This window comes from Microbacterium sp. F01, from assembly GCF_056156365.1.
In genome coordinates this window covers 3,578,289-3,598,167 of sequence record NZ_CM149592.1, presented here as the reverse complement: position 1 = coordinate 3,598,167, position 19,879 = coordinate 3,578,289, and the positions used below count along the sequence as shown (strand labels likewise).

The window sequence follows — 19,879 nt, the reverse complement described above, 5'->3', positions numbered from 1 at the left end:
GCCTTTCCGTGGTTGCTGACATGCGGCATCGGGTGCCGCTGCTGCCCAGTCTTCGGAGATCGAAGGTGCCGTGGGGGCCAAATCGAGAGGTGTAAAGACATGTTTGCCCCGGATTCACGGGGCCCGTTCGCCAATCCGCGGAAGTCTGCGTGCAGCCAGGTGAACAACTGGGTCTTCGACGACGTCTTGTCAATACATGTCGCGCATCGAGTGCCGTGCCAGGACGTGACCAAGGCGACATGTCCGCCTGGTACGGTGTGCGCGATAGCGCCTAGGGTTCCGGAGTCTCGGCTCGCCTGGTCCGAGCGGCGCCACGGTGCACCGCCCGTGCGGAGCGTCGTCATCTGACAGGACAAAAGCCCGGAGGACCCGGTTCGTCGCGCCCGCGGCGGACGGAAGGGTCCCGCGTGTCCGCTGTCGCCATCCTCCTCGTCCTCGCTGCGGCGGTCGCGCACGCTGCCTGGAATGTGATCGCACACGGGGCCAGCCGATCCGGCCTGTCGTTCCTGTGGGCCGGGTCGCTGGTCAGCACGGCGCTGTGGCTGCCGGTCGTGCCGTTCACCGGCGGCGTCAGAGGCGAACTGGGCGGATTCGCTCTGGGAGTCGCCGTGTCTGCGGTGCTTCACGTCGTCTACATGCTCGTGCTGCAACGCGGCTACGCAGTCGGCAATCTGTCGACCGTGTACGCCACGGCGCGCGGCAGCGGGCCGCTGCTCACGGTCGTGATCGCGATCGCGGTGCTCGGCGAGCGCCCGTCGCCGGTCGCGCTCGTCGGCGTGGCGGCGATCCTCGCGGGGGTGATCGGCATCGGCTTCATCGACCGCGCCGGCGCGACCCGCGCGAGCGCCATCGACCCGGCCATCGTGTTCGGGCTCCTCACCGGCGCGGCGATCGCGGCGTACACGCTCTGGGACGCCCAGGCCATCCGCACGTGGCAGATCTCACCGGTCGCCTTCATGGTCGGCTGCACCGCGCTAGAGGTGCCGGTCTTCACCATGCTCCTGGGGCGGCGTCTCCCCGAGGGGCTGCGGATGCTGCGACGCGACTGGCGGCGGCTGCTCGTGTTCGGCATCCTGTCGCCGCTGTCGTACATCCTGGTGCTGGCGGCCGTCACCGTCGCGCCGGTGTCGATCGTCGCGCCGATGCGCGAGGTGAGCGTCGTGCTGGTGAGCCTCTTCGGCGCGTTCGTGCTGCGGGAGGCGCGGCCCGGTGCGCGGCTGGCGGCGTCCGCGGTCGTCGTTGCGGGGATCGCCTTGCTCGCCGTCTGAGGTCGGCCGCTCCCGAGCGGTCGCACGTAGGCGTCGCTCAGACGATGCCCGACAGACCATGGGTCACGTGCAGGCGGCAGCACCAATAAGCTCACTCCATGACCTCGGGGCGGCGCGGATCGATGGTGGTCTTCGCCGTTATCGCGGCCAGCTCGATGGGGCTGGCTGGGTGCATGCCGCTCGGAACTGCATGTCCCGCCATCGGATGGAGTAACACGCTCGTAGTGGAGCTCGATGGGGGCGTCGCGAATGTCGCCGACGTCCAGTTGTGCACCTCTGACGGCTGCGCGCCGCGTTCAGACACGGATCCCGCCGACCCGCTCGCGCTTATCGCCCTCGCTGACCACGACGACAACACGTGGACCTTCTCGACCGACATGCTCAACCTGGATGAGGTCACGGTTCGCATCATCGGAGTCGACGGCTCCGTGCTCGACGACCTTCCCGCGGCACCTGCCTGGGTCCGGGTCGGAGGAAGCGAGCAATGCGGAGGACCCGCCCAGGCCACAGTGACTGTCGAGGTCTGACCTCGTCCAGGGGTCGAGCCCCCGGATGAAACTCCGTCACGCCTAAGGCAGAACATCCGCGCCGGGGAGCGACGCCGCTGCGGTCGATGCATGCCAGATACGACAGTGGAGCTAGGCGCGGCGGGGTGGCACACGCTGGCTCGCGACCTCGTCCCTGCATCCCACCGCGACCTCCCGATGCTGGGGCTCCATCTGCCCTTCGTCGACCGTGGCGGTAGCTTCGGATGACGTCCTACCCGGGAGCGTCGGAGACTGAACGGCTTCAGCACGCCAATGCCGGGCTCCATGGACTGCCGCCTGATGGTGGACCGGCTAGTGGGATGGCTCGCCTCTTGATGAGATCGGGTGGCGTCGTAAGAACGAGATGAGGGCCGCGGCGACCTCGTCGGTGTGGGTGAGGGCGAGCGAGTGATCGGCGCCTACCAACACCACGTCCTCGGCATGTGGGAACCAAGCCAAGATGAGGCGGCGGACTTCGGTGAACCAAGGGCCGCTGTCAGTGCCGCCCACGTGAAGGACCGGGCACTTGATGCGGTTCGCGTCCTGCGCCGAGAACTGCCAGGCCAGAAGTGCGGGCAGGTCGGTGTCGAAGAACGTGCGCGCATCCCGCCGCGTCTGCTCGGCCGATCCGGGTACGTGCCGCTCCATGTCCGTCCGCCAGTCCGGGCCGATGACGAGCGTCAAGAACTCCTCGAGTGCCACTTCCGGGCCGCGGGCGTGGCGAGCCGCGAAGAGCCGCTCGTTGGCGGCTCGGAACTCGGCAGCGCTCGGAACGTGAACCGGTGGCGGCTCCACCAGTGTCAGGGTGTGCACGTGCTCCGGCGCATCCGCGGCCAGTTGCATCGCGACCGCCCCGCTGTAGGAAAGCCCGACCACGTGTGCCCGCGGGATCTGCATCGCATCGAGCAGGCGGCGACAGTCGACCGCGTCCAAGGAGATCGATCCTGGGCTCGCAGCTGGGGTACTGCCTCCGTACCCGCGCCGGTGGTAGAGGATCGTCCGGAACCGGTCGTACAACCGGTCGGCCAAGGGGGTCAACTCGTCCGCGGTGAGTGCCGTCTGGATGAACACGACGGGCTCACCCGAGCCCTCATCGAGGACCTGCAGCCGGGCAGCTCCCACGGCGACCATGCTCATCGCTGAGCGTTGATCCCTCTGATCGGATTCGTCCGCACCCACCGTGGTGCCCCCTCCCATCACTCAGGCTAGTCCCGGCCCGCCGATCGAGCGTCGATGCCGCCCGCACTGCGAGTAGTGGGCATGTTGCCGGCTCCGATTCCGCCAGTCGGGTACTCCCGAGCCTCTGGCACTGCCCGCGATCTTCTGCGAGCATGCACGGCATCAGCGGTACCTACGCCACGAGGAGGCTCGCGATGCCGAAGGAGATCATCACCACGCAGGACGCTCCGAGTTCGCCGTTCTACAGTCAGGCCGTGCGGGCGGGCACGCACGTCTACGTCTCGGGGACCGTGGGCGTCGACATTGACACCGGGGCGCTCGCCGGCGATACCATCCAGGACCAGACACGCCAGGCACTCGCGAACTGCGAGGCGATCCTGCGGGCGGGCGGGGCGAGCCTCGAAGACGTCGTCGAGATCGGCATCCTGCTCACGAGGCCGGAGGACTTCGCGGGGCTCAACGAGGAGTACGCTCGCTGGTTCACGTCCGCCCCGCCCGCACGGTACGTCGCGAAGCTAGGGGTCGACGTGCCCGGCATCCTCGTGTCCATCCGGGCGACCGCTGTCACCGCGTAGCGCCCGATTCGAGCTGATCCGAGATGCGCTCGCCTCGCACGCCGCGTGAACGTCCGTGACCCGGCGCTCAAAGCTCGGCGTCTCAGAGGATGACGCACGGCAGGCGGCATCCTGAACGCGCTGCGTTGGAACCTCTTCTGCTGCGCTACCCGAGCCTGCGCTCCGTGGCCTCAAGAGTCGCCGGCATCCGCGTCGCGCGCATCGGCGGCGCGCGCGATGAGCACTGGTTCCTCCTCGAGACACAGGTCGATGATGCCGCCGAGCAGGCCTCCGAGACTGGTCGAGTTCAGCAGACGGAACCGGTCGTACTCGCCCAACGGAGCGATCGCGGCGAGCTGCCAGGACGACTCCACCGGATCATCCGAAATGTCAGTCCCGGGATCCCATCGAGCCTCATCAAGAGCGAAAGCGAGAGCCGCGAGGCGGCGCACGATCCGCTCCGCCTCGCGGTGGAGCGGCGCGAGCGCCTCGTCCCACACGAGCGGAGCCATCCTCGACACGTCGGCCACCGGGTGCGGGTCGTCCTCGCCCCATCGGTCGACAGTGATCCGCTCCCCGCCCACGGCGACCACGTACAGGTCCGTGGCGCCCGCCTCGATCTGCAGGATCCGCGCCATTGTGCCGATGGAGGAGCGCTGATCCCCGCCGCCCGCCTCGAGCCCCCGTTCGATGAGGACCACTCCGAACTCAGGATCCTCCACGTCGAGCAGGTGACCGATCATGGTGAGGTAGCGCGGTTCGAACACCCGCAGCGCCAGCGGTGTGTACGGCAGCAGGACGCTACCCAACGGGAACATCGCGACGGCGTCCATAGGCACCAGTCAATCAGCCGGACGCTTCGCCCGGTCCTCCTTCGATGAGCCACCCGCGACGAGGGATCAGTGTGATGATGGGCCGATGGCGCGGCGACCACTTCCGATCCGGTGGTGATCTCTGCCTTCGTCCTCGGGTTCGTGCTGGTCCTCGCCGGCGTGAGTGCGATGAGTGGGCTGGCTGTTTCAGTGATGAGGAACGGCGCCGAATATTCCTGCCTGGTCGACTCGAGGTACACGCCCGATCTGGGCACGGGGCAGCGGGGTCCTGATCGGATGCTTCGCCGCGATCGCGGCACGCAGAATCCGACGGCCTAGCGTCTCGCGAGAAGATGCCATGTGACTTCCTCAACCACGAGGCACCCGCCGGGCCGCAACCGCGTGATTCTGATCCTCGCGTTCGCGGTCTACCTCGCACTCCTGACATGGGTGGTGCTGTGGAAGCTCGAGACGCCGTGGATCGGTGACGCCGCGGGGCTCGCCCGGCCGATCAAACTCGTGCCGTTCTTGCCGAGCGGAGATGCGGGCGCCAGCACGCCGGCCGAGATGCTGATCAACCTCGTGCTCTTCGTCCCGTTCGGTCTCTTCCTCGGGGCACTCGCACCAATCTGGACGTGGTGGAAGGCAGGTCTTGCCGCGCTGGGCACGAGCCTCCTGCTCGAGAGCATTCAGCACATCATCTCGACGGGCAGCTTCGATACCACCGACCTCGTCGTCAACACCGGGGGAGCGCTCGTCGGGTGGGCGATGTTCCTCGCCGTGCGCCGAACCGCCGGCGAGCATGCGACCGCTGTCATGACTCGCGTCTGCGTGATCATCTCCGCGCTCGCACTCGCCGCCGTGGTCGCGTTCGTCGTGTCGCCGCTCAACTACGGACCGCAGCGCGATGTCGTCGTGGAACGACAGGGTGGCGGCTGATCGGCAGCAGGATGGCGTCGAGGTGTGGACAACGACTGGATCACGAGGATCGTCTTGTTCGTCGTGATGATCGGCGCCGGCGCCCTCTTGATCTGGACGGCGAATGCGGCAGCATCGGGGCGTCTCAAGCGGAATCAGTTCGCCGGCATTCGGATCCCCAGCACGATGGCGACCGAAGATCGAGACCCACACCAGGACTGGCCGCTACCCGAAGCCTCGCCCCCACGGAGCGATCCTCGCCCAGCTCGCTCCAACTGACTGAGGCCAGAGCTCGACACCAAGCCGATTCCTGTGCATGAGGTTGAGCCATTGATATGGTGCGGGAATGCGGTCACGAGCAGCAGCGCTTCTGATGATCTCCCTCGTACTGGTGCTCGCCGCTTGTGCTCCGACGACACTTCCCGAATTCGAATCGCCGCAGACTGATCGCGATGTCGTTTCCGACGCTTCTTCGCAGGAGGTCGACGCTGACACCACCCGTTTCGTCGGGGAGGTCGAGGGTGCTGACTTGTATCTTGCCCGCGGCGCGAACGACACTCTGTGTCTTATTCAGATTCGGGATGGGGAGTGGGAGCAGATGGGGTGCGGTGCGGGCCTGGGCGTCGGCAGCACGCTGGAGAGCGGCACTCGCATCGAAGCCGGGACATTCACGTTCCCCGAGAGTGATGTCGGGGAGGGAGAGCGCACAGCGCTCAGCGACAGCGTGACTGTCATCTACTACCCGCGCGGCACGAGATGATGGGGCCATGTCCTCCTCCGTCGAACGTCAGTCCAACCCGACTGCCTGGGCCGCGTTCTGGTTCGCGCTGGCCGGCCTCGTGCTCATGCCCATCCCTCTGTTCATCGGGCTGATCCTGGGCGGCGCACTCTCGATCGTCGCCGCCATTCTCGCCGTGATCGCCCTCCTCAAGGGGCTCGCGCGCAACGGCAAGGGCATCGCGCCCGTCGTCTTCGCTGCGATCTTCATCGCGCTGACGTGGGGTGGCATCTCGATCGGCGGCGGCACCGTCTGGTAGGTCTCTCCGAGACGCGGGGGACGCAGCATCCTGCCGCTCGAGTGCTATTCGAGATGACGGGCGAGGGATTCGAGCAGGCCTCGGGTGCCCTCTTCGCGGTTCGGGCCGTCCGCCCAGAACCTGTCGAAGAAGACGCCGTGTTCGACGTGCGTGAGCATGGTGCCGTCGGGGATCTGCTCGAACTCGAACGACGCCACCGACGTGGACATGTGGGTGCCGTCGAGCCACATGTCATAGGTCGTGACGATGCGAACGTGTTCGACGATGTCGGTGTAGACCGCCTCGTACCGCGAGAGCGGCCCGCCGTGGAACCGCGCCTCGTCGACGTCGCGTCCGCCGACGCGGAAGTCGAACGCCCACTCGCCAGGCTCGAACGCGTCTCCGTCGCCGATCCATCGGCGCTTCTGCTCCCCGTCGGCGAACGCCTGCCAGATCCTCTCGATGGGCACGGGGTAGTCGCGCGTGAGCGTGAATCCGGAGTGGGCCAGTCGGCGGTCGATCGTCATCGGAGTGTGTCCTAGCGGGTGAAGGTGACGTGGATCGTGCCGCTCTCGGCGACCTGGGTCTGCACCCTGTGGGTCGATTCGAGGCCCCGGAGGTCGTCCCAGACGCGGACGCCGCGAGCGAGCACGATCGGCGCGATCGCGACGTGGAGGTCGTCGACGAGTCCGGCGCGGAGGAATTCGCGCGCCGTGCGCACGCCGCCGCCGACCCGCACATCGAGACCGCCGGCGGCGGTCGTCGCCTCGGCGAGCACGTCCTCGATCGCGCCGGTGCGGAACTCGAACGTCGTCCCGCCGGCCATCGGGATCGACGGCCGGGGCGCGGAGTGGGTGAGCACGTAGACGGGGGTGCCGAACGGCGGCTGGTCACCCCACCAGCCCTTCCAGTCCGGGTCATCGGGAAACGCGTGCAGACCGAACATCGCCGCGCCCATGATCTCGGCGCCCACGCCCTCGAAGAACGCGGCGGCGAACGACTCGTCGAGCCCGGTCGTGCCCGCGCCGCTCGTGTCGCCGAAGACCTTCTGTCGGAAGGTGCGCGTCGCCGCGTAGGCCGCGGTCAGCGGACCCCAGTCGTCGCCCATCGGGTTGTCGGCCTCGGGGTCGGGTGCCGACGTGTAGCCGTCGAGCGACGAGAACACGTCGATGCGAACGCGGGTCATGTCAGATCTCCTTCGATGTGGTGCGGGCCAGGTGGATGCCGAGGCGGTCTGCCTGGCGTTCCGCAGAGGTTCGTTGCTCGCCGAGCCAGAGATGCAGGACGTCGAGCGCGCCGGGCCGCAGGCTCACCGTGCGGACGCGTCCCTGCTTGCTCGAGGTGACGACTCGGGCATCCTCGAGAACGCGCAGGTGCTGAAGCAGCGACGGCAGCGCCATCGAGAACGGCGTCATCAGCTCGGACACGACGGCCGGCGATTTCGCCAGCCGCTCGACGACCGCGCGGCGAGTGGGGTCCGCGAGAGCGCGGAGCACAGCATCCAGCTCTCCGGAATAGTTAGGCATATGCCTAACTATTGCCCATGCGCCGAGACCCGTCAAGGCTGGCCTGATCGGGGCGCTACCGTGGTCGGCTAGCATTCGGGGATGACGAACCCGGCTCCGATCGAAGACGTCCCGATCGGCAGCGAATCCATTCGCCTCGGGCAGTTCCTCAAGTTCGCCGGACTCCTCGACTCCGGTGGGAACGTGAAGGAAGCCATCATCGACGGCTATGTGCTCGTGAACGGCGAGGTCGATCGCCGCCGCGGACGGCAGCTGCAGCTCGGCGACGTCGTCACCTTCGAGGGGCGCGCGGTCCGCGTCTGCCCGTAAGGGCTGAGGACAAGATCCGTCTCACGGGGGAGGCGAGGCGCGACCGGCCCTCGTACCATCCGAGGTATGACCCCGACCGCATTCAAGCCCGGTGACGATGTCTTCACGCCGAACGCCCGCGGCATCATCATCGATATGCGGGCGACGCCTTCCGGAAAGTGGGTGTTCGGGGTCGAGGATGCCACCGGCGCGGTGACCTACTTCACCTCCGCGGGGCTGCGCCTCGCGCAGGACTGATCGAGCCCCGTCACCGACCGGCGGCCCCTAGCCGCAGTTCGGGCGGCAGCCGCGCTGGGTGACTGCGTCGATGAGCACGGTGCCGATGTCTGTCGGCTGCAGCGCCTGATACGCCGCACCGTCAGTGGCGGCTGCGATCTGCTCCAGAGCGGCCTGGTCGGTGTCGGGTCCGTAGCCGATGGCGATGACGGCGATGGGCTTCGTCGGATCCCGCAGCGTCTCGAGCTGTGCGAGCAGCTCCGGCAGGCCGAGGCCGTCGTCGTCCTCGTTGACCCCGTCGGTGTTGAGCAGGACCAGATGCACCTGACCGGGGACGTACGTGTCGCGCATGTACTGCACCGCCGCGAGCACGCTGTCGTACAGTCCCGTGCCGCCGCCGACCAGGCTGTCGAGTCCGTTCGCAGTGTCGATCGTGCGCTGCTTGTGCGCCGGATCGCCCAGGGGGCCGAACGGGACGATCTCCTGCCAGTCCTGTCCGCCGATCCGCCGGCTCGAGAACACCCAGGTGGCGAGCGACGAATCGTCCGACAGTGAGTTCACGGCGCGGACGGCGGCCTGCTCGAACAGGTCGATGCGTCGCATGTCGGCGGTCGCCGGCTGAAGCATCGAACCCGAGACGTCGTTGAGGGAGAGCATCCGCGACGGCGCCGTGAGCATCTGCCAGGTGCGCAGCGCCTCGGCCTGATTGGCGCTGTCGATGGGCTCGGCCGAGACCTCCGCGTCTGCGGAGTCCGACAGCGAGTCCGGCGCATTGCCGGCCGCATCGCGCAGGCCGTGCTCGGAGAGATGGGCGCTTCCGCTCGCGACGGCCGCGGCGAACGCGTCCGCGGCCTTGCGCGTGTCGGCCGAGGCCTCGGCGAGCGTCACGAGGGGCACGCCCACCGCCGGCTTCACGTCGGCGGGGTAGATCGGCACGAGCGGGGTCCCGGCCCCTTCGCCGTACTCGAGCAGGGCCTGTTCCGTGGTCACGGCGATCGTCGGCGTGGTGGCAGCGGATACCGCCGTGAGCGCATCGGCGGCGGTGGGAACGACCCCGGTGTCGAGGCCGAGCACGAGCGCCGTGAAAGCACGCGCATCCCCGCCGAGGGCGGTCTGCAGCGCGAGCAGCGCCGCGGAGCTCGCGGCGACCGTCGACGGATCCGGCAGGACGGCGGCGACCGCGCGTCCGGCGATACTCGAGAACCCGGCAGCCGCCGATGCGAGGGCAGCCGCCGTGGGTTCCGTCGCCGCGAAGACGACCGGGGTGCTGGCCACGGCGTCGCTCACGACGAGGTCTGCCGCGTCCACACCGGTGAGCTCGGCCTGGCCGGTTGCCCGAGCGGGCCACATCGCCGAGTCGGGCACCCAGACGTCGAACTCCGGTTCCGAGCCCGCGGCCAGCGCCGCAGCGGTGACCGCGCTGTCCTCGGCGCGGATGGTCACGTCGGGGCAGTCGGAGCCGGACTCCGGCAGGTCGGCGACGATCGCCTCGAGCGCTCCCGTGATCGCGGGATCCGCGGTGATGCGCAGACCCGACGCCAGACATCCGCTCGTCGATGCCGGTTGCTGCTCGGGTTCGCCGTTGCTCCCGCGCGTAAGGAAGATGCCCAGGACGACGGCCAGCGCGACGACCAGGACGAGGATGACGCCGAGAAGCAGCAGGGAGCGCTTCCGCCGCTGCGCGGCGCGGACGGCGGCGCGCGTCGGGGAGTCACTGCTGACGGGCGTGTTCGGCTGCACTCGAACCACATGCACTCCGATGGACGGCGGGCGGGGGCCCGCTTCGGGATACCACGTCGTACCTGAGGAATACGACATCGTATTTGGGGGGATACTTCAGTGGAGTATAGGCGACGAGCAGTCCCGATGCCCCGGTCGCGCCGGCCCGGTCCACGCCAGGACACCATGGCAGCCGTCGACCCGGCCGTTCTCGCCGCCTACGCTCGTCGTGTGCTCACCGATCGTGACATCGCACGCTGGCGACTGCACTCGCAGCATCTCGCGGCACCCGTCGACGGTGCCGAGGACGTCGTGCGGTCGCTCCTCGCCGTGCAGGCCGAGAATCCGTCGCAGTCGGCGTGGGCCGTCGCCACCCGCACGCGCCACCCGAACTCGGCCGATCTCGCCGGTCTGCTGGCGAGCGGACGCGTGCTGAGGACGCATGTCCTGCGTCCGACGTGGCACTACGTCCACGCCGACGACGCGCTGTGGCTCCTCGAGCTCACCCGCGACAGGGTGCTGCCCACGGTCGATCAGCAACTCGTCCCGCTCGGCGATCGCCTGAACGTCGTCGCAGACCTCGTGCTCGCAGCCCTTGCCGAGTCGCCGGACCGCACGCGCACCGAGCTCGCCGACACCCTCGCGGAGCGCGGTCACGAACTCACGGGAATGCAGCTCATGCTCCTGGCCGGCCACCTCGAGCTGCACGCCGAGATCTGCAGCGGCGTCCCGCGCGATGGAGAGCACACCTACGCGCTCTTCTCCGACCGTGTCGGCGCACCGCGGCGGCTGGACCGTGACGAAGCGCTCACCGAGCTCGCCCTCCGTTATTTCACCTCTCACGGACCCGCCACCGAACGCGACCTCGCATACTGGGCGACACTCACTCTCACCGACGTGCGCCGCGGACTCGCGGGCGCCGCCGACCGACTCGAGTCGTTCGATCATGACGATCGCACCTACTGGCACGCTCCCGGGCGGGCCGCAGCATCCGTTTCGCCGAAAGGCCACCTGCTGCAGGTGCTCGACGAGATGTATCGCGGCTATCAGGACTCCCGCTGGGTGCTCGATGCCGGCCGACTGCTGTCGCGTGGGCGCGAGACCGCGATCGGCATGGCGCTCGTGGACGGGCAGGTGGTCGCCGGCATGAAGCGCACGCTCACGGCGCGGGCGGTGACCTTCGAGATACGTATGCTGCGGCGGCTCACTCCTGGCGATGAGGACGCGATTCAGGATGCTGCCGCCCGCTGTGCCCGCTACCTCGAACTCGAGCCTCGCCTGGTGTGGCAGGAGCCGGCGAGCCCCAGCGGAGCGTGATCGCACGCGCTCGATCGCGGTGACGCGCCGGAGGCCCGATACCGGCGCAGTCCGCGTAGCGGAAGGGACCAGCTGACGGACGCCGCCGCCGCGCGGATCGCCTCGAGCGTCGCCTCCGGCCGCGACACCATCGAGACATGCGACGCGTTCACCTCGGTGATCGTGGCGCCGGCTCGCTCCGCCATGCGGCGCTGCGTGTCGATCGGGATGACGCGGTCCTCGGTGCCGAGCACGGCCCAGCTCGGGATCGTCTTCCACGCGGGCGCGGCCGACGGCGTCACGTTCGCGACGAAGGATGCCGGACGCTGCGTCGCGACGATCGTCCAGCGATCCGCCTCAGGAAGGTCTTGAGCGAACGCGTCGTGCACCGTCTCGGGCTTGAGGAACGCCTCGGCCGCGCCTTCCGGCGCGCCCGGGTAGCCGGCGACGTCGAGCACGGTGGTCGGATCGGCGGCCGCGAGGGCGGAGCCCGACCCCTCGAGGATGCCGACGACGGTCTCGCCCTCGTCGGGGATGAACGCGTCGACGTACACCAGCGCCTTCACGTCGCCGCCGTGCGCGCCGGCGTTCGTGATGACCGCGCCCCCATAGGAATGGCCGACGAGCACGACGGGCCCGGTGGTCCGCTGCGCGAGGAAGGACGTGATGTATGCCGCGTCGGACGACAGCCCGCGCAGCTCGTTGGGCGGCGCCAGGACGGTGAATCCCTCGGCCTGGAGCGGAACGCTGACGGCGTTCCAGCTCGAGGCGTCGGCCCACGCGCCGTGCACGAGGACGATGGTCGGCTTGCTTTCGGACATTCGACTTCCCATCTGTTGCGCCGCCCCCAGGCGGCTGCGGTTGATCAAAGTCGCGTCGTGTGCTGTCCCGGACGCGCTGTCCGACACCTTAGAGCCGCGCGCCGCGTCGGCGCCAGCATTGTCCGGTTGCGCAGCGGTGAACGATCGCCGACGACTGCGCGGGGCGCGACAGCCACCGTCTGTCAATGGGGATCCGCGGCGCGGGCGAGGTGCCTAGCCTGGGGCGATGGCAGTGAGAGAGCTGTGGCTCGTCAGGCACGGGGAGAGCATCGGGAACATCGCGGCGACGCGGGCCGAGATCGAGGGCCTCGATGTGATCCCGCTCGACGTGCGGGATGCCGATGTCCCTCTGTCCGACACCGGGCAGGAGCAGGCGGCGGCGCTCGGAACGTGGCTCGCAGATCACCGCGACGACATCGACCTGTACTGGGTCTCGCCCTACTCACGTGCACGGGAGACGCTCGCGATCGCCCTCGGTGACGCAGCGGCGGGCCGGACGGTCTTCGTGGACGAGCGGCTGCGCGACCGAGAGCTCGGGATCCTGGATCTGCTCACGAGGCAGGGGGTCGCTCGTCTGCACCCCGAAGAGTTCTCTCGGCGTCGCCATCTGGGCAAGTTCTACCATCGCCCGCCGGGAGGAGAGTCGTGGGCGGACGTCGCGCTGCGGCTCCGGTCGTTCCTCCGTGAGGCGCTCGAGAGCGGGCCTGAGACGGCGATGCTGGTCGTGCACGACGCGGTGGTGATGCTGCTGCTCTACATCCTGCTGCCGTTGCGCGAGGACGAGCTGCTCAGCTTCGCCGACGATCACACTGTGCTGAACGCCTCGATCACTCACCTGGTCCTTGCCGATGCCGGCTGGGAGCTCGCGGTGTTCTCGGATGTGGCCCACCTCCAGCGCGAGGGCGCGGACGTCACCGCGCACCCCGGGGATCCCGATGTCCAGCCCCGTTGAGCCGGTGACCGAAGGCCTCCTGCGCGAATGGGGCCTGCCCGAGCCAGGCGACTCGAAGAAGTCCCGCGGCGACGTCGTGGTCGTCGGTGGGTCGCGCACCTCACCCGGGGCCGTGCTCCTCGCGGGCGAGTCGGCGCTGCGGGTCGGCGCGGGGCGCGTCGTCCTCGCGGTGCCGCAGTCGATCGACGCTCAGGTCGGCATCGCGCTTCCGGAGGCCGGCATTCTCGCGCTCCCCGACGATGCCGACGCGCCGCTGAACGGGGAGCTGGAGGAGCGGGTCGCGTCGGCCGATGCCGTGCTTGTCGGGCCCGGTTTCAGTGTCGCCGACGAGACGCGGGCGACGCTGCTCGCGGTCGCCGCGACGACGCCCCGTCTGGTCGTGCTCGACGCCTTCGCGCTCGGCGTGCTGCCCGAGATCGATCGCGGCAGCCTCCCCGCCGATCTCATCCTCAATCCGAACAAGGACGAGGCGAAGATCCTGCTCGGCCGAGAGCTCGCCGACGACGTCGCCGACGTCCGCGAGATCGCCCGGGAGTTCGATGCCGTCGTGAACTGCTACGGCGTGGTGGCGCATTCCGACGGTCGCGCCTGGAGGCTCGACGAGGGCGACGGGGGACTGGGCACTTCAGGAAGCGGAGACGTGCTCGCCGGCGCCATCTCAGGATTCGCGGCGCGCGGCGTGGATGCCGCGCGTGCGGCAGTGTGGGGCTCATGGGCCCATGCCCGCGCGGGCATGAGGCTCGGTGAGCGGATCGGTCTCGGCTTCCTCGCGCGGGATCTCGCGCGCGAGCTGACGCCGGCTGTCCACAGCCTCAGCGAACGATGACCGCACGAACAAGAGCCGCCCCGGCGATCGCGTGGGCGGCGCCCGCTCGAGCCTGCGCTATCTGCGCTGTTCGATGGCGCCCGCGGTGATGGGAATGGCGACCGCCGCGACGACGCAGAGGAGGCCGAGGACGAACATCAAGGCGGGGAGGGGCAATGAGAACGACAGGCCCAGGAGCACCATTCCGCCGATGAGCAGGATCAGATACAGAACGAAGAGCATCGCCAACCTCCAGGATCGCCTCCCTCATTGATACTCCAGGGCGGTGCGTCGCGGGAAGAGCGACGTCCCTGGCATGGCATCAAGGGCGGGGCCAGAATGACACCATGAGACTCGTGCAGGTGGCCCAGCACGCCGACGACCTCCAGCGCGCCGCCGGCTTCTACGCGTCGCTCCTCGGCGCCGACGCGACGGCGGTCTTCGATCCGCCCGGTCTGCTCTTCTTCGACCTCGACGGCGTCCGGCTGCTGCTCGACCGCAACGCTCCGACCGCCGTGCTGTACCTCCAGGTCGATGACGTCGCGGCGGCGCTCGAGCGCCTGGGCGATCGTGTCGAGATCGTCGCGCCGCCGCACGTGATCTTCACCCACGAGGACGACACGCTCGGCCCCGCAGGGCACGACGAGTGGCAGGCCTTCCTCACAGACTCCGAGGGCAACACCGTCGGCCTCGTGTCGTTTCGACCCGTCGCCGCCTGATCGTCATGCTGCATCATGGAATGGTGCTCGCTTAGGCATCCTGCTCGTATCGAGTCGATAACGGGAATCAGAGTGCACACTTCTGTCGGGTTAGCCTGGTGGCGATGAGCGCCTACGTCTCGGCGTTCGAGCTGTTCTCCATCGGCGTAGGACCCTCGAGCTCCCACACGGTCGGCCCCATGCGGGCCGCCCACGACTTCGTCGTCCGCCTCCGCGAGAGCGGCATGCTCCCGAGAGTCGGCCGAGTCACGTGCACGCTGTACGGCTCGCTCGGCGCGACGGGCATCGGTCACGGCACGCCCGACGCCGTGGTGGCAGGTCTGCAGGGTCTCGAACCCGAGACAGCGGATCCGGATGCTGTGCGCTCGGCGTGGACAGCCTGGCCCGACGGCCGCGCGCTCGAGTTGGCCGGCCTGCACGCCGTGTCGTTCGAGCGGGGCGACGTCGTGTTCGCCCCCCGCACGCGCCTGCCCGCTCACCCGAACGCGATGACGCTCGAGGCCTGGGCTTCGCCCGACGACGGCCCCGCCCGCGCGCTCGCCGCGGCCGGTGTGCGCGAGACGGGATCGGCCGCGCCTCTCGAGCCCGTTTCGAGGACGGATGCCGGACTCCTCGCCCGCGAGACCTACTACTCCGTCGGGGGCGGCTTCATCCGCCGCGAGGGTGAGGCGCCCGAAATGCGCGCCCACGCGTTCCCCCTCGACTTCTCGAGCGCCGAGGAGCTGCTCGCCGTGTGCGACGAGCGCGGCATCACGATCGCCGAGGCCGCGCGCATCAACGAGGAGGCGCTGCGTCCCGACGAGGACATCGCCGAGGGGCTCGACGCGATCTGGGACGCGATGGCCGCGTGCGTCGAGGCGGGCCTGCAGTCCGGGGGCGTGCTCCCCGGGATACTCGGCGTCAAGCGTCGTGCCGCCTCCATCCGCGAACAGCTCGAGGCCTCGGAGGCCGACGGCCGGCGAGAGCTCCCGGGGGAGTGGCTGGGCGCCTTCGCGCTCGCGGTGAACGAGGAGAACGCCGCGGGTGGGCGTGTCGTCACGGCGCCGACGAACGGCGCCGCCGGCATCCTCCCCGCGGTCGCGATGTACTGGTGGCGCTTCCTCGCAGACTCCGGGCTCGGCGCCGGCAACGCGGTCACGCCCTACGGCGAGCTGGTCGGCAGCGCCCTGCTCGGATATCACGGCCACGCGGCGACGACCGAGGAGGCCGCAGGCTGGGACGACGAGCAGGTTGCAGAGGCGAACCGTCGCCGCGGCATCCGTCGATTCCTCCTCACTGCCACCGCGCTGGGCTCGCTGTTCAAGGCCAACGCCTCGATCTCGGGCGCCGAGGGCGGCTGCCAGGCGGAGGTCGGATCGGCGTGCGCGATGGCCGCCGGAGGTCTCACCGCGGTGATGGGCGGCACGAACCGCCAGATCGAGAACGCCGCCGAGATCGCGATGGAGCACCACCTGGGCCTCACGTGCGACCCGGTCGGCGGGCTCGTGCAGATCCCGTGCATCGAGCGCAACGCCATCGCCGCGTCGACCGCGGTCACGGCCGCGCGCCTCGCCCTTCGCGGCGACGGAAGCCACTACGTCTCGCTCGATGCGGTGGTCGAGACCATGCGCCAGACCGGCATCGACATGTCGCACAAGTACAAGGAGACGAGCGAGGGCGGCCTCGCGGTCAACGTCATCGAGTGCTGACCGGCTCTTCCCCGGCCCCTTCCACGCACCGAAACACGGGTCGGCAACGGCGACACGCCGGTGACGGATGCTGGGGCCCGGCGGGTCGCGTGACCAGCCCGTGTTTCGGCAGAAGGCGAAGGACCTACGGATGGACCCCGCCGGTGAAATGCCGGCGGCAACGGGCCTGATAGGACTCGACGCCCCCGACCTGGGCGGCGGTCGGGATGCGGGGATCTCCGGCGGCGTCGGCGGTGATGCGCTGGTGGAACGCGGCGTCCTCGCCGCAGACCGCGCACACCGCGGTGAGCTTGAGCACGTCCTCGGCCATCGCCATCAGCGTCGGCAGCGGCTCGAACGGCCGGCCGTCGAACGTGACGCACAGCCCCGACACGACGACGGTCACCCCGCCGGCGACGAGCTCGTCGACGGCGGGGACGAGGTCTGCGCCGAAGAACTGCGCCTCGTCGATCGCGACGAGATCGAGGCCGCGGCCCTGCACTCCGGCGACGAGTGCCGCCACGTCGGGTACCGAGCGCGACGGCACGCTCAACCCGGAGTGCGAGCTCACGAGCCCCTCGCCGCGGCGGTCGTCGAGGGCGTGGCTCACCACCTCGACCTCGAGCCCCGCGATGCGCGCGCGGCGGACGCGGCGCAGCAGCTCCTCCGACTTCCCGGCGAACATCGGGCCGCACACCACCTGGAGCCGAGACTGCCTGGTCGCCCGCATGCCGCCCACCCTACGTCCGGACGGGTGCCGGGCGCAGGATCAGCCGCCCGCGCGGCGGCCGCGCCTCACGCGGCCCACTGTCTCTCCGACAGCCACGCCCGCGAGCACGATCGCCGTGCCTATCGACAGCGTGAGCGTGTCGAGCACGGTCGCGGCGACCGCGAGCAGTGCGAGCGCGAGCAGGCCCGCGAGCTGCGCGCGCGCCCAGCGGCGTTCGAGGAGGTGGCGGAACAGCACCGTTCCCGCAAGGAACAGCATTGGCCCGCCGATGACCGCGATCGCCGCCGCGAGGTCGTGCGCGTGCGGGTGCGAGAGGGCGTCTTTGTCGCCCACGCTGATCACGACGATGCCCGCCACGATCGGCAGGTGCATCCAGGTGTACGCGGTGCGTGCCAGCCGCCCCGGGGTGTCGGACGACTCGATGGCTTCGGCACCGACGCGTTCGCCGTGGTCGAAGTAGATCCACCACGCCGCCGCGGCGGTCGCGAACGCGGTGACGAGCGCGACGATGGATGCCGCGGACGACTCGGTCTCGGCGAAGACGAAGCCCGTGACGAGCATGCCCTCGCCGAGCGCGATGAGGACGAAGAGCGAGGTCCGCTCGGCGATGTGCGGACCCGAGAGATCCCAGCGGTCCAGGCGCACTCTGCCGATGCCAGGGGTGGGGAAGGCCAGGAGCGTCCCCGCGAGCTCGATCCCGAGCGCGATCGTCCACAGCGGCAGCTGCCACGCGAGCGGCAGCAGTGCACCGACGAGCCAGAACACGGCGCTCGCGACCGTCCACGCGAGCACCGCGGTGAAGTCCCTCGACACCGTGGGATCGTGGCGAGCGGTCGCCCAGACGATGAACGCCGTCCGCCCCACCTGCAGGACGACATAGGCGATCGCGAACGCCCACGCCCGTTCGCCGAACGACTCCGCGATCGAGACGCTCATGACGAGCGAGACGAAGGCGAGTGCGATGACAGCGCCGCGCACCGGCAGCGTCACCGGATCGAGCCAGTTGGTCACCCAGGTGGTCGAGACCCACGCCCACCACAGCGCGCACACCATGATCACGCCCTCGAAGACGCCGAGCGGGCTCTGGTTCTCGTACAGGTAGGCCGACAACTGCGTCAGGGCGAACACGAACACGAGGTCGAAGAAGAGCTCGATGTACGTCACGCGATCGGCGCGCGACGAGTCCGTCGGCCTCATCACGTTCCGGGTCATCCCGAAGGGCATGCTCCATCCTGACACCGCGCGTCTCGTTGACGACGAGATGGCACGGGAGCACTATTCAACACGTGACGAACAGTGCGGGGACGGATGCGGTGAGCGTGCGTGGTCTGCACGTCCGGCGTGGGAAGACCGAGGTGTTCACCAGGCTCGACCTCGACATCCCGCGCGGACAGATCACCGGACTCCTCGGCCCGTCGGGATGCGGCAAGACCACGCTCATGCGCTCGATCGTGGGCGTGCAGAAGGTGGCCGGCGGCGACGTGACGGTGCTCGGTGAGCCCGCGGGCTCGAGCGCGCTGCGCAAGCGGGTCGCGTACGACACCCAGGCCGCGTCGGTCTACGGCGACCTCACGATTCAGCAGAACCTGCGCTACTTCGCGCGGCTCGTCGATGCGCCCCGCACCGATGTCGACCGCGTCATCGAGCAGGTGGGCCTCGCCGATCAGCGCGATCAGACCATCGACTCGCTCTCCGGCGGACAGGAGAGCCGCGTCTCGCTGGCGGTCGCGATGCTCGGCGTTCCCGAGCTGCTCGTGCTCGACGAGCCGACCGTCGGCCTCGACCCGCTGCTGCGCGCCGAGCTGTGGGAGGTCTTCCGCGGCCTCGCCGACGCCGGGGCGACGCTCATCGTGTCGAGCCACGTCATGGACGAAGCCCTCCGCTGCGACCGCCTCGTGCTCATGCGGGCGGGCCGCATCATCGCCGACACGACACCCGACGGCCTTTTCGCCGACACCGGCACGACGGATCCGGATGCTGCGTTCCTCGCGCTCATCGAGCGCGACGCGCAGCCTCGGGCGGAGGCAGAGGCGCAGCATCCGCTCACCCGCCGCGAAGCGCGCGAACAGGCCGAGCATGCGGAGCACCCGCACCGCGGGGGCGCGTCATGAACGGCGTCTTGACCCTCGCGACCGCCGGGCGTGTGCTGAGGCAGCTCAGCCACGACCCCCGCTCGATCGCGCTCATGCTCGTCGCGCCGAGCCTGCTCGTCGGCCTGTTCGCGTGGCTGTTCAGCGACCAGGAGGGCGTGTTCGACCAGTTCGGCGGTCCGATTCTGGCGCTGTTCCCGTTCATCGTGATGTTCCTGATCACGTCGATCACGACGCTCCGCGAGCGCCGGTCGGGAACCCTCGAACGGCTCATGACGACGCCGATCGCGAAGGCCGACTTCATCCTCGGATACGGACTGGCGTTCGGGCTCATGGCGACGCTGCAGGCGGTCGTCACGGTGACCTTCGCGGTGTGGGTGTGCAACCTCGAGGTCGAGGGCCCGCTGTGGCAGCTCGGCCTCGTCGCCGTCGTCGACGCCATCCTCGGCACCGCGCTGGGGCTCCTGGCGAGCGCCTTCGCGCGCACGGAGTTCCAGGCGGTGCAGTTCATGCCGCTGATCGTGTTCCCGCAGATCATCCTCGGCGGGCTGTTCATGCCCCGCGAGGACATGCCCGAGGCGCTGTACCAGATCTCGAAGATCCTGCCGCTGAGCTACGCGATCGACACGATCAATGCGGTCACCGACGGCGACGAGGGCTGGGAGGTCTTCGGGCCGCTGCTCATCGTGGTCGCGTTCGCGGTGGGCGCGCTGATCCTCGCGTCGCTCACCCTGCGCCGACGCACGCCGTAGCCG

At 69.4% G+C, this 19,879-nt stretch carries 25 protein-coding genes; 15 read left to right on the top strand and 10 right to left on the bottom strand.

Translation table 11 applies throughout. The features are described from left to right. Positions 1 to 407: 407 nt before the first annotated feature. Together ACVN90_RS16660 and ACVN90_RS16655 are read left to right on the top strand one after the other, a co-directional pair. Positions 408 to 1,268 (top strand): EamA family transporter, encoded by an 861-nt coding sequence (locus ACVN90_RS16660; RefSeq protein WP_475099315.1) that lies wholly within the window; start codon positions 408 to 410, stop codon positions 1,266 to 1,268. A 122-nt stretch (positions 1,269 to 1,390) separates the two neighbouring features. Then, positions 1,391 to 1,795, top strand: a complete 405-nt coding sequence (locus ACVN90_RS16655; protein ID WP_475099314.1) for a hypothetical protein — start codon at positions 1,391 to 1,393, stop codon at positions 1,793 to 1,795. Positions 1,796 to 2,107: 312 nt separating this feature from the next. Here the strand turns inward: ACVN90_RS16655 and ACVN90_RS16650 are convergent, their stop codons facing one another. Beyond that, positions 2,108 to 2,932: an alpha/beta fold hydrolase gene (locus ACVN90_RS16650; RefSeq protein WP_475099313.1), complete on the bottom strand. Its 825-nt coding sequence runs from the start codon at positions 2,930 to 2,932 to the stop codon at positions 2,108 to 2,110. Positions 2,933 to 3,168: 236 nt separating this feature from the next. Between ACVN90_RS16650 and ACVN90_RS16645 the strand changes: the two genes are divergently transcribed. Further along, complete coding sequence (locus ACVN90_RS16645; protein ID WP_475099312.1) at positions 3,169 to 3,549, top strand: RidA family protein; 381 nt, start codon at positions 3,169 to 3,171, stop codon at positions 3,547 to 3,549. 170 nt (positions 3,550 to 3,719) lie between these two features. Here ACVN90_RS16645 and ACVN90_RS16640 read toward each other — a convergent pair whose 3' ends face one another. Then, entirely contained in the window at positions 3,720 to 4,361 is a 642-nt protein-coding gene (locus tag ACVN90_RS16640; RefSeq protein WP_475099311.1) for an LON peptidase substrate-binding domain-containing protein, read from the bottom strand. A 339-nt stretch (positions 4,362 to 4,700) separates the two neighbouring features. On the opposite strand from ACVN90_RS16640, the gene ACVN90_RS16635 reads away from it, so the two are divergent. The 3 genes from ACVN90_RS16635 (at position 4,701) to ACVN90_RS16625 (ending at position 6,295) form a co-directional block, all read left to right on the top strand. Next, positions 4,701 to 5,279 (top strand): VanZ family protein, encoded by a 579-nt coding sequence (locus tag ACVN90_RS16635; protein WP_475099310.1) that lies wholly within the window; start codon positions 4,701 to 4,703, stop codon positions 5,277 to 5,279. Between the two features lie 352 nt (positions 5,280 to 5,631). After that, positions 5,632 to 6,018, top strand: coding sequence for a hypothetical protein (locus tag ACVN90_RS16630; RefSeq protein WP_475099309.1), 387 nt, complete (start codon positions 5,632 to 5,634; stop codon positions 6,016 to 6,018). 7 nt (positions 6,019 to 6,025) lie between these two features. Then, positions 6,026 to 6,295 (top strand): hypothetical protein, encoded by a 270-nt coding sequence (locus tag ACVN90_RS16625; RefSeq protein WP_475099308.1) that lies wholly within the window; start codon positions 6,026 to 6,028, stop codon positions 6,293 to 6,295. Between the two features lie 44 nt (positions 6,296 to 6,339). On the opposite strand, the gene ACVN90_RS16620 is transcribed toward ACVN90_RS16625, so the two are convergent. The 3 genes from ACVN90_RS16620 to ACVN90_RS16610 are packed head-to-tail and all read right to left on the bottom strand — an operon-like array spanning position 6,340 to position 7,800. Further along, on the bottom strand, positions 6,340 to 6,801 hold the full coding sequence (locus ACVN90_RS16620; RefSeq protein WP_475099307.1) for an SRPBCC domain-containing protein: 462 nt from the start codon (positions 6,799 to 6,801) through the stop codon (positions 6,340 to 6,342). An 11-nt stretch (positions 6,802 to 6,812) separates the two neighbouring features. Next, complete coding sequence (locus ACVN90_RS16615; protein WP_475099306.1) at positions 6,813 to 7,460, bottom strand: dihydrofolate reductase family protein; 648 nt, start codon at positions 7,458 to 7,460, stop codon at positions 6,813 to 6,815. A 1-nt stretch (position 7,461) separates the two neighbouring features. Beyond that, entirely contained in the window at positions 7,462 to 7,800 is a 339-nt protein-coding gene (locus ACVN90_RS16610; protein WP_475099305.1) for an ArsR/SmtB family transcription factor, read from the bottom strand. An 81-nt stretch (positions 7,801 to 7,881) separates the two neighbouring features. On the opposite strand from ACVN90_RS16610, the gene ACVN90_RS16605 reads away from it, so the two are divergent. Beyond that, a complete protein-coding gene (locus ACVN90_RS16605; protein ID WP_475099304.1) occupies positions 7,882 to 8,109 on the top strand; it encodes an RNA-binding S4 domain-containing protein in 228 nt (75 codons plus the stop codon). A 66-nt stretch (positions 8,110 to 8,175) separates the two neighbouring features. Continuing rightward, on the top strand, positions 8,176 to 8,346 hold the full coding sequence (locus ACVN90_RS16600; RefSeq protein WP_475099303.1) for a hypothetical protein: 171 nt from the start codon (positions 8,176 to 8,178) through the stop codon (positions 8,344 to 8,346). Positions 8,347 to 8,373: 27 nt separating this feature from the next. Here ACVN90_RS16600 and ACVN90_RS16595 read toward each other — a convergent pair whose 3' ends face one another. Next, on the bottom strand, positions 8,374 to 10,074 hold the full coding sequence (locus tag ACVN90_RS16595; protein WP_475099302.1) for a vWA domain-containing protein: 1,701 nt from the start codon (positions 10,072 to 10,074) through the stop codon (positions 8,374 to 8,376). A 156-nt stretch (positions 10,075 to 10,230) separates the two neighbouring features. Between ACVN90_RS16595 and ACVN90_RS16590 the strand changes: the two genes are divergently transcribed. After that, the gene (locus ACVN90_RS16590) at positions 10,231 to 11,361 is read left to right on the top strand and encodes a winged helix DNA-binding domain-containing protein (protein ID WP_475099301.1); all 1,131 of its coding nucleotides are present in this window, start codon (positions 10,231 to 10,233) and stop codon (positions 11,359 to 11,361) included. Here the strand turns inward: ACVN90_RS16590 and ACVN90_RS16585 are convergent. Then, on the bottom strand, positions 11,301 to 12,161 hold the full coding sequence (locus tag ACVN90_RS16585; RefSeq protein ID WP_475099300.1) for an alpha/beta fold hydrolase: 861 nt from the start codon (positions 12,159 to 12,161) through the stop codon (positions 11,301 to 11,303). The genes ACVN90_RS16590 and ACVN90_RS16585 overlap by 61 nt on opposite strands. 226 nt (positions 12,162 to 12,387) lie before the next feature. On the opposite strand from ACVN90_RS16585, the gene ACVN90_RS16580 reads away from it, so the two are divergent. Continuing rightward, positions 12,388 to 13,113, top strand: a complete 726-nt coding sequence (locus ACVN90_RS16580; RefSeq protein WP_475099299.1) for a histidine phosphatase family protein — start codon at positions 12,388 to 12,390, stop codon at positions 13,111 to 13,113. Next, on the top strand, positions 13,097 to 13,939 hold the full coding sequence (locus tag ACVN90_RS16575; RefSeq protein WP_475099298.1) for an ADP-dependent NAD(P)H-hydrate dehydratase: 843 nt from the start codon (positions 13,097 to 13,099) through the stop codon (positions 13,937 to 13,939). Before ACVN90_RS16580 ends, ACVN90_RS16575 begins: the two co-directional genes overlap by 17 nt. A gap of 57 nt (positions 13,940 to 13,996) precedes the next feature. On the opposite strand, the gene ACVN90_RS16570 is transcribed toward ACVN90_RS16575, so the two are convergent. After that, complete coding sequence (locus ACVN90_RS16570; protein WP_475099297.1) at positions 13,997 to 14,161, bottom strand: hypothetical protein; 165 nt, start codon at positions 14,159 to 14,161, stop codon at positions 13,997 to 13,999. Between the two features lie 104 nt (positions 14,162 to 14,265). Here ACVN90_RS16570 and ACVN90_RS16565 point away from each other — a divergent pair, with 104 nt between their 5' ends. Both ACVN90_RS16565 and ACVN90_RS16560 read left to right on the top strand, forming a co-directional pair. Further along, complete coding sequence (locus ACVN90_RS16565; RefSeq protein WP_475099296.1) at positions 14,266 to 14,637, top strand: VOC family protein; 372 nt, start codon at positions 14,266 to 14,268, stop codon at positions 14,635 to 14,637. A gap of 104 nt (positions 14,638 to 14,741) precedes the next feature. After that, complete coding sequence (locus tag ACVN90_RS16560; protein WP_475099295.1) at positions 14,742 to 16,325, top strand: L-serine ammonia-lyase, iron-sulfur-dependent, subunit alpha; 1,584 nt, start codon at positions 14,742 to 14,744, stop codon at positions 16,323 to 16,325. A 124-nt stretch (positions 16,326 to 16,449) separates the two neighbouring features. Here ACVN90_RS16560 and ACVN90_RS16555 read toward each other — a convergent pair whose 3' ends face one another. Together ACVN90_RS16555 and ACVN90_RS16550 are read right to left on the bottom strand one after the other, a co-directional pair. Further along, the gene (locus ACVN90_RS16555) at positions 16,450 to 17,034 is read right to left on the bottom strand and encodes a thymidine kinase (RefSeq protein WP_475099294.1); all 585 of its coding nucleotides are present in this window, start codon (positions 17,032 to 17,034) and stop codon (positions 16,450 to 16,452) included. A gap of 39 nt (positions 17,035 to 17,073) precedes the next feature. Continuing rightward, positions 17,074 to 18,246 (bottom strand): low temperature requirement protein A, encoded by a 1,173-nt coding sequence (locus ACVN90_RS16550; RefSeq protein WP_475099293.1) that lies wholly within the window; start codon positions 18,244 to 18,246, stop codon positions 17,074 to 17,076. Between the two features lie 74 nt (positions 18,247 to 18,320). On the opposite strand from ACVN90_RS16550, the gene ACVN90_RS16545 reads away from it, so the two are divergent. Together ACVN90_RS16545 and ACVN90_RS16540 are read left to right on the top strand one after the other, a co-directional pair. Continuing rightward, positions 18,321 to 19,145 (top strand): ABC transporter ATP-binding protein, encoded by an 825-nt coding sequence (locus ACVN90_RS16545; RefSeq protein ID WP_475099292.1) that lies wholly within the window; start codon positions 18,321 to 18,323, stop codon positions 19,143 to 19,145. Next, on the top strand, positions 19,142 to 19,876 hold the full coding sequence (locus ACVN90_RS16540; RefSeq protein WP_475099291.1) for an ABC transporter permease: 735 nt from the start codon (positions 19,142 to 19,144) through the stop codon (positions 19,874 to 19,876). The genes ACVN90_RS16545 and ACVN90_RS16540 overlap by 4 nt, the downstream gene beginning before the upstream one ends. The last annotated feature ends 3 nt before the right edge of the window (positions 19,877 to 19,879 follow it).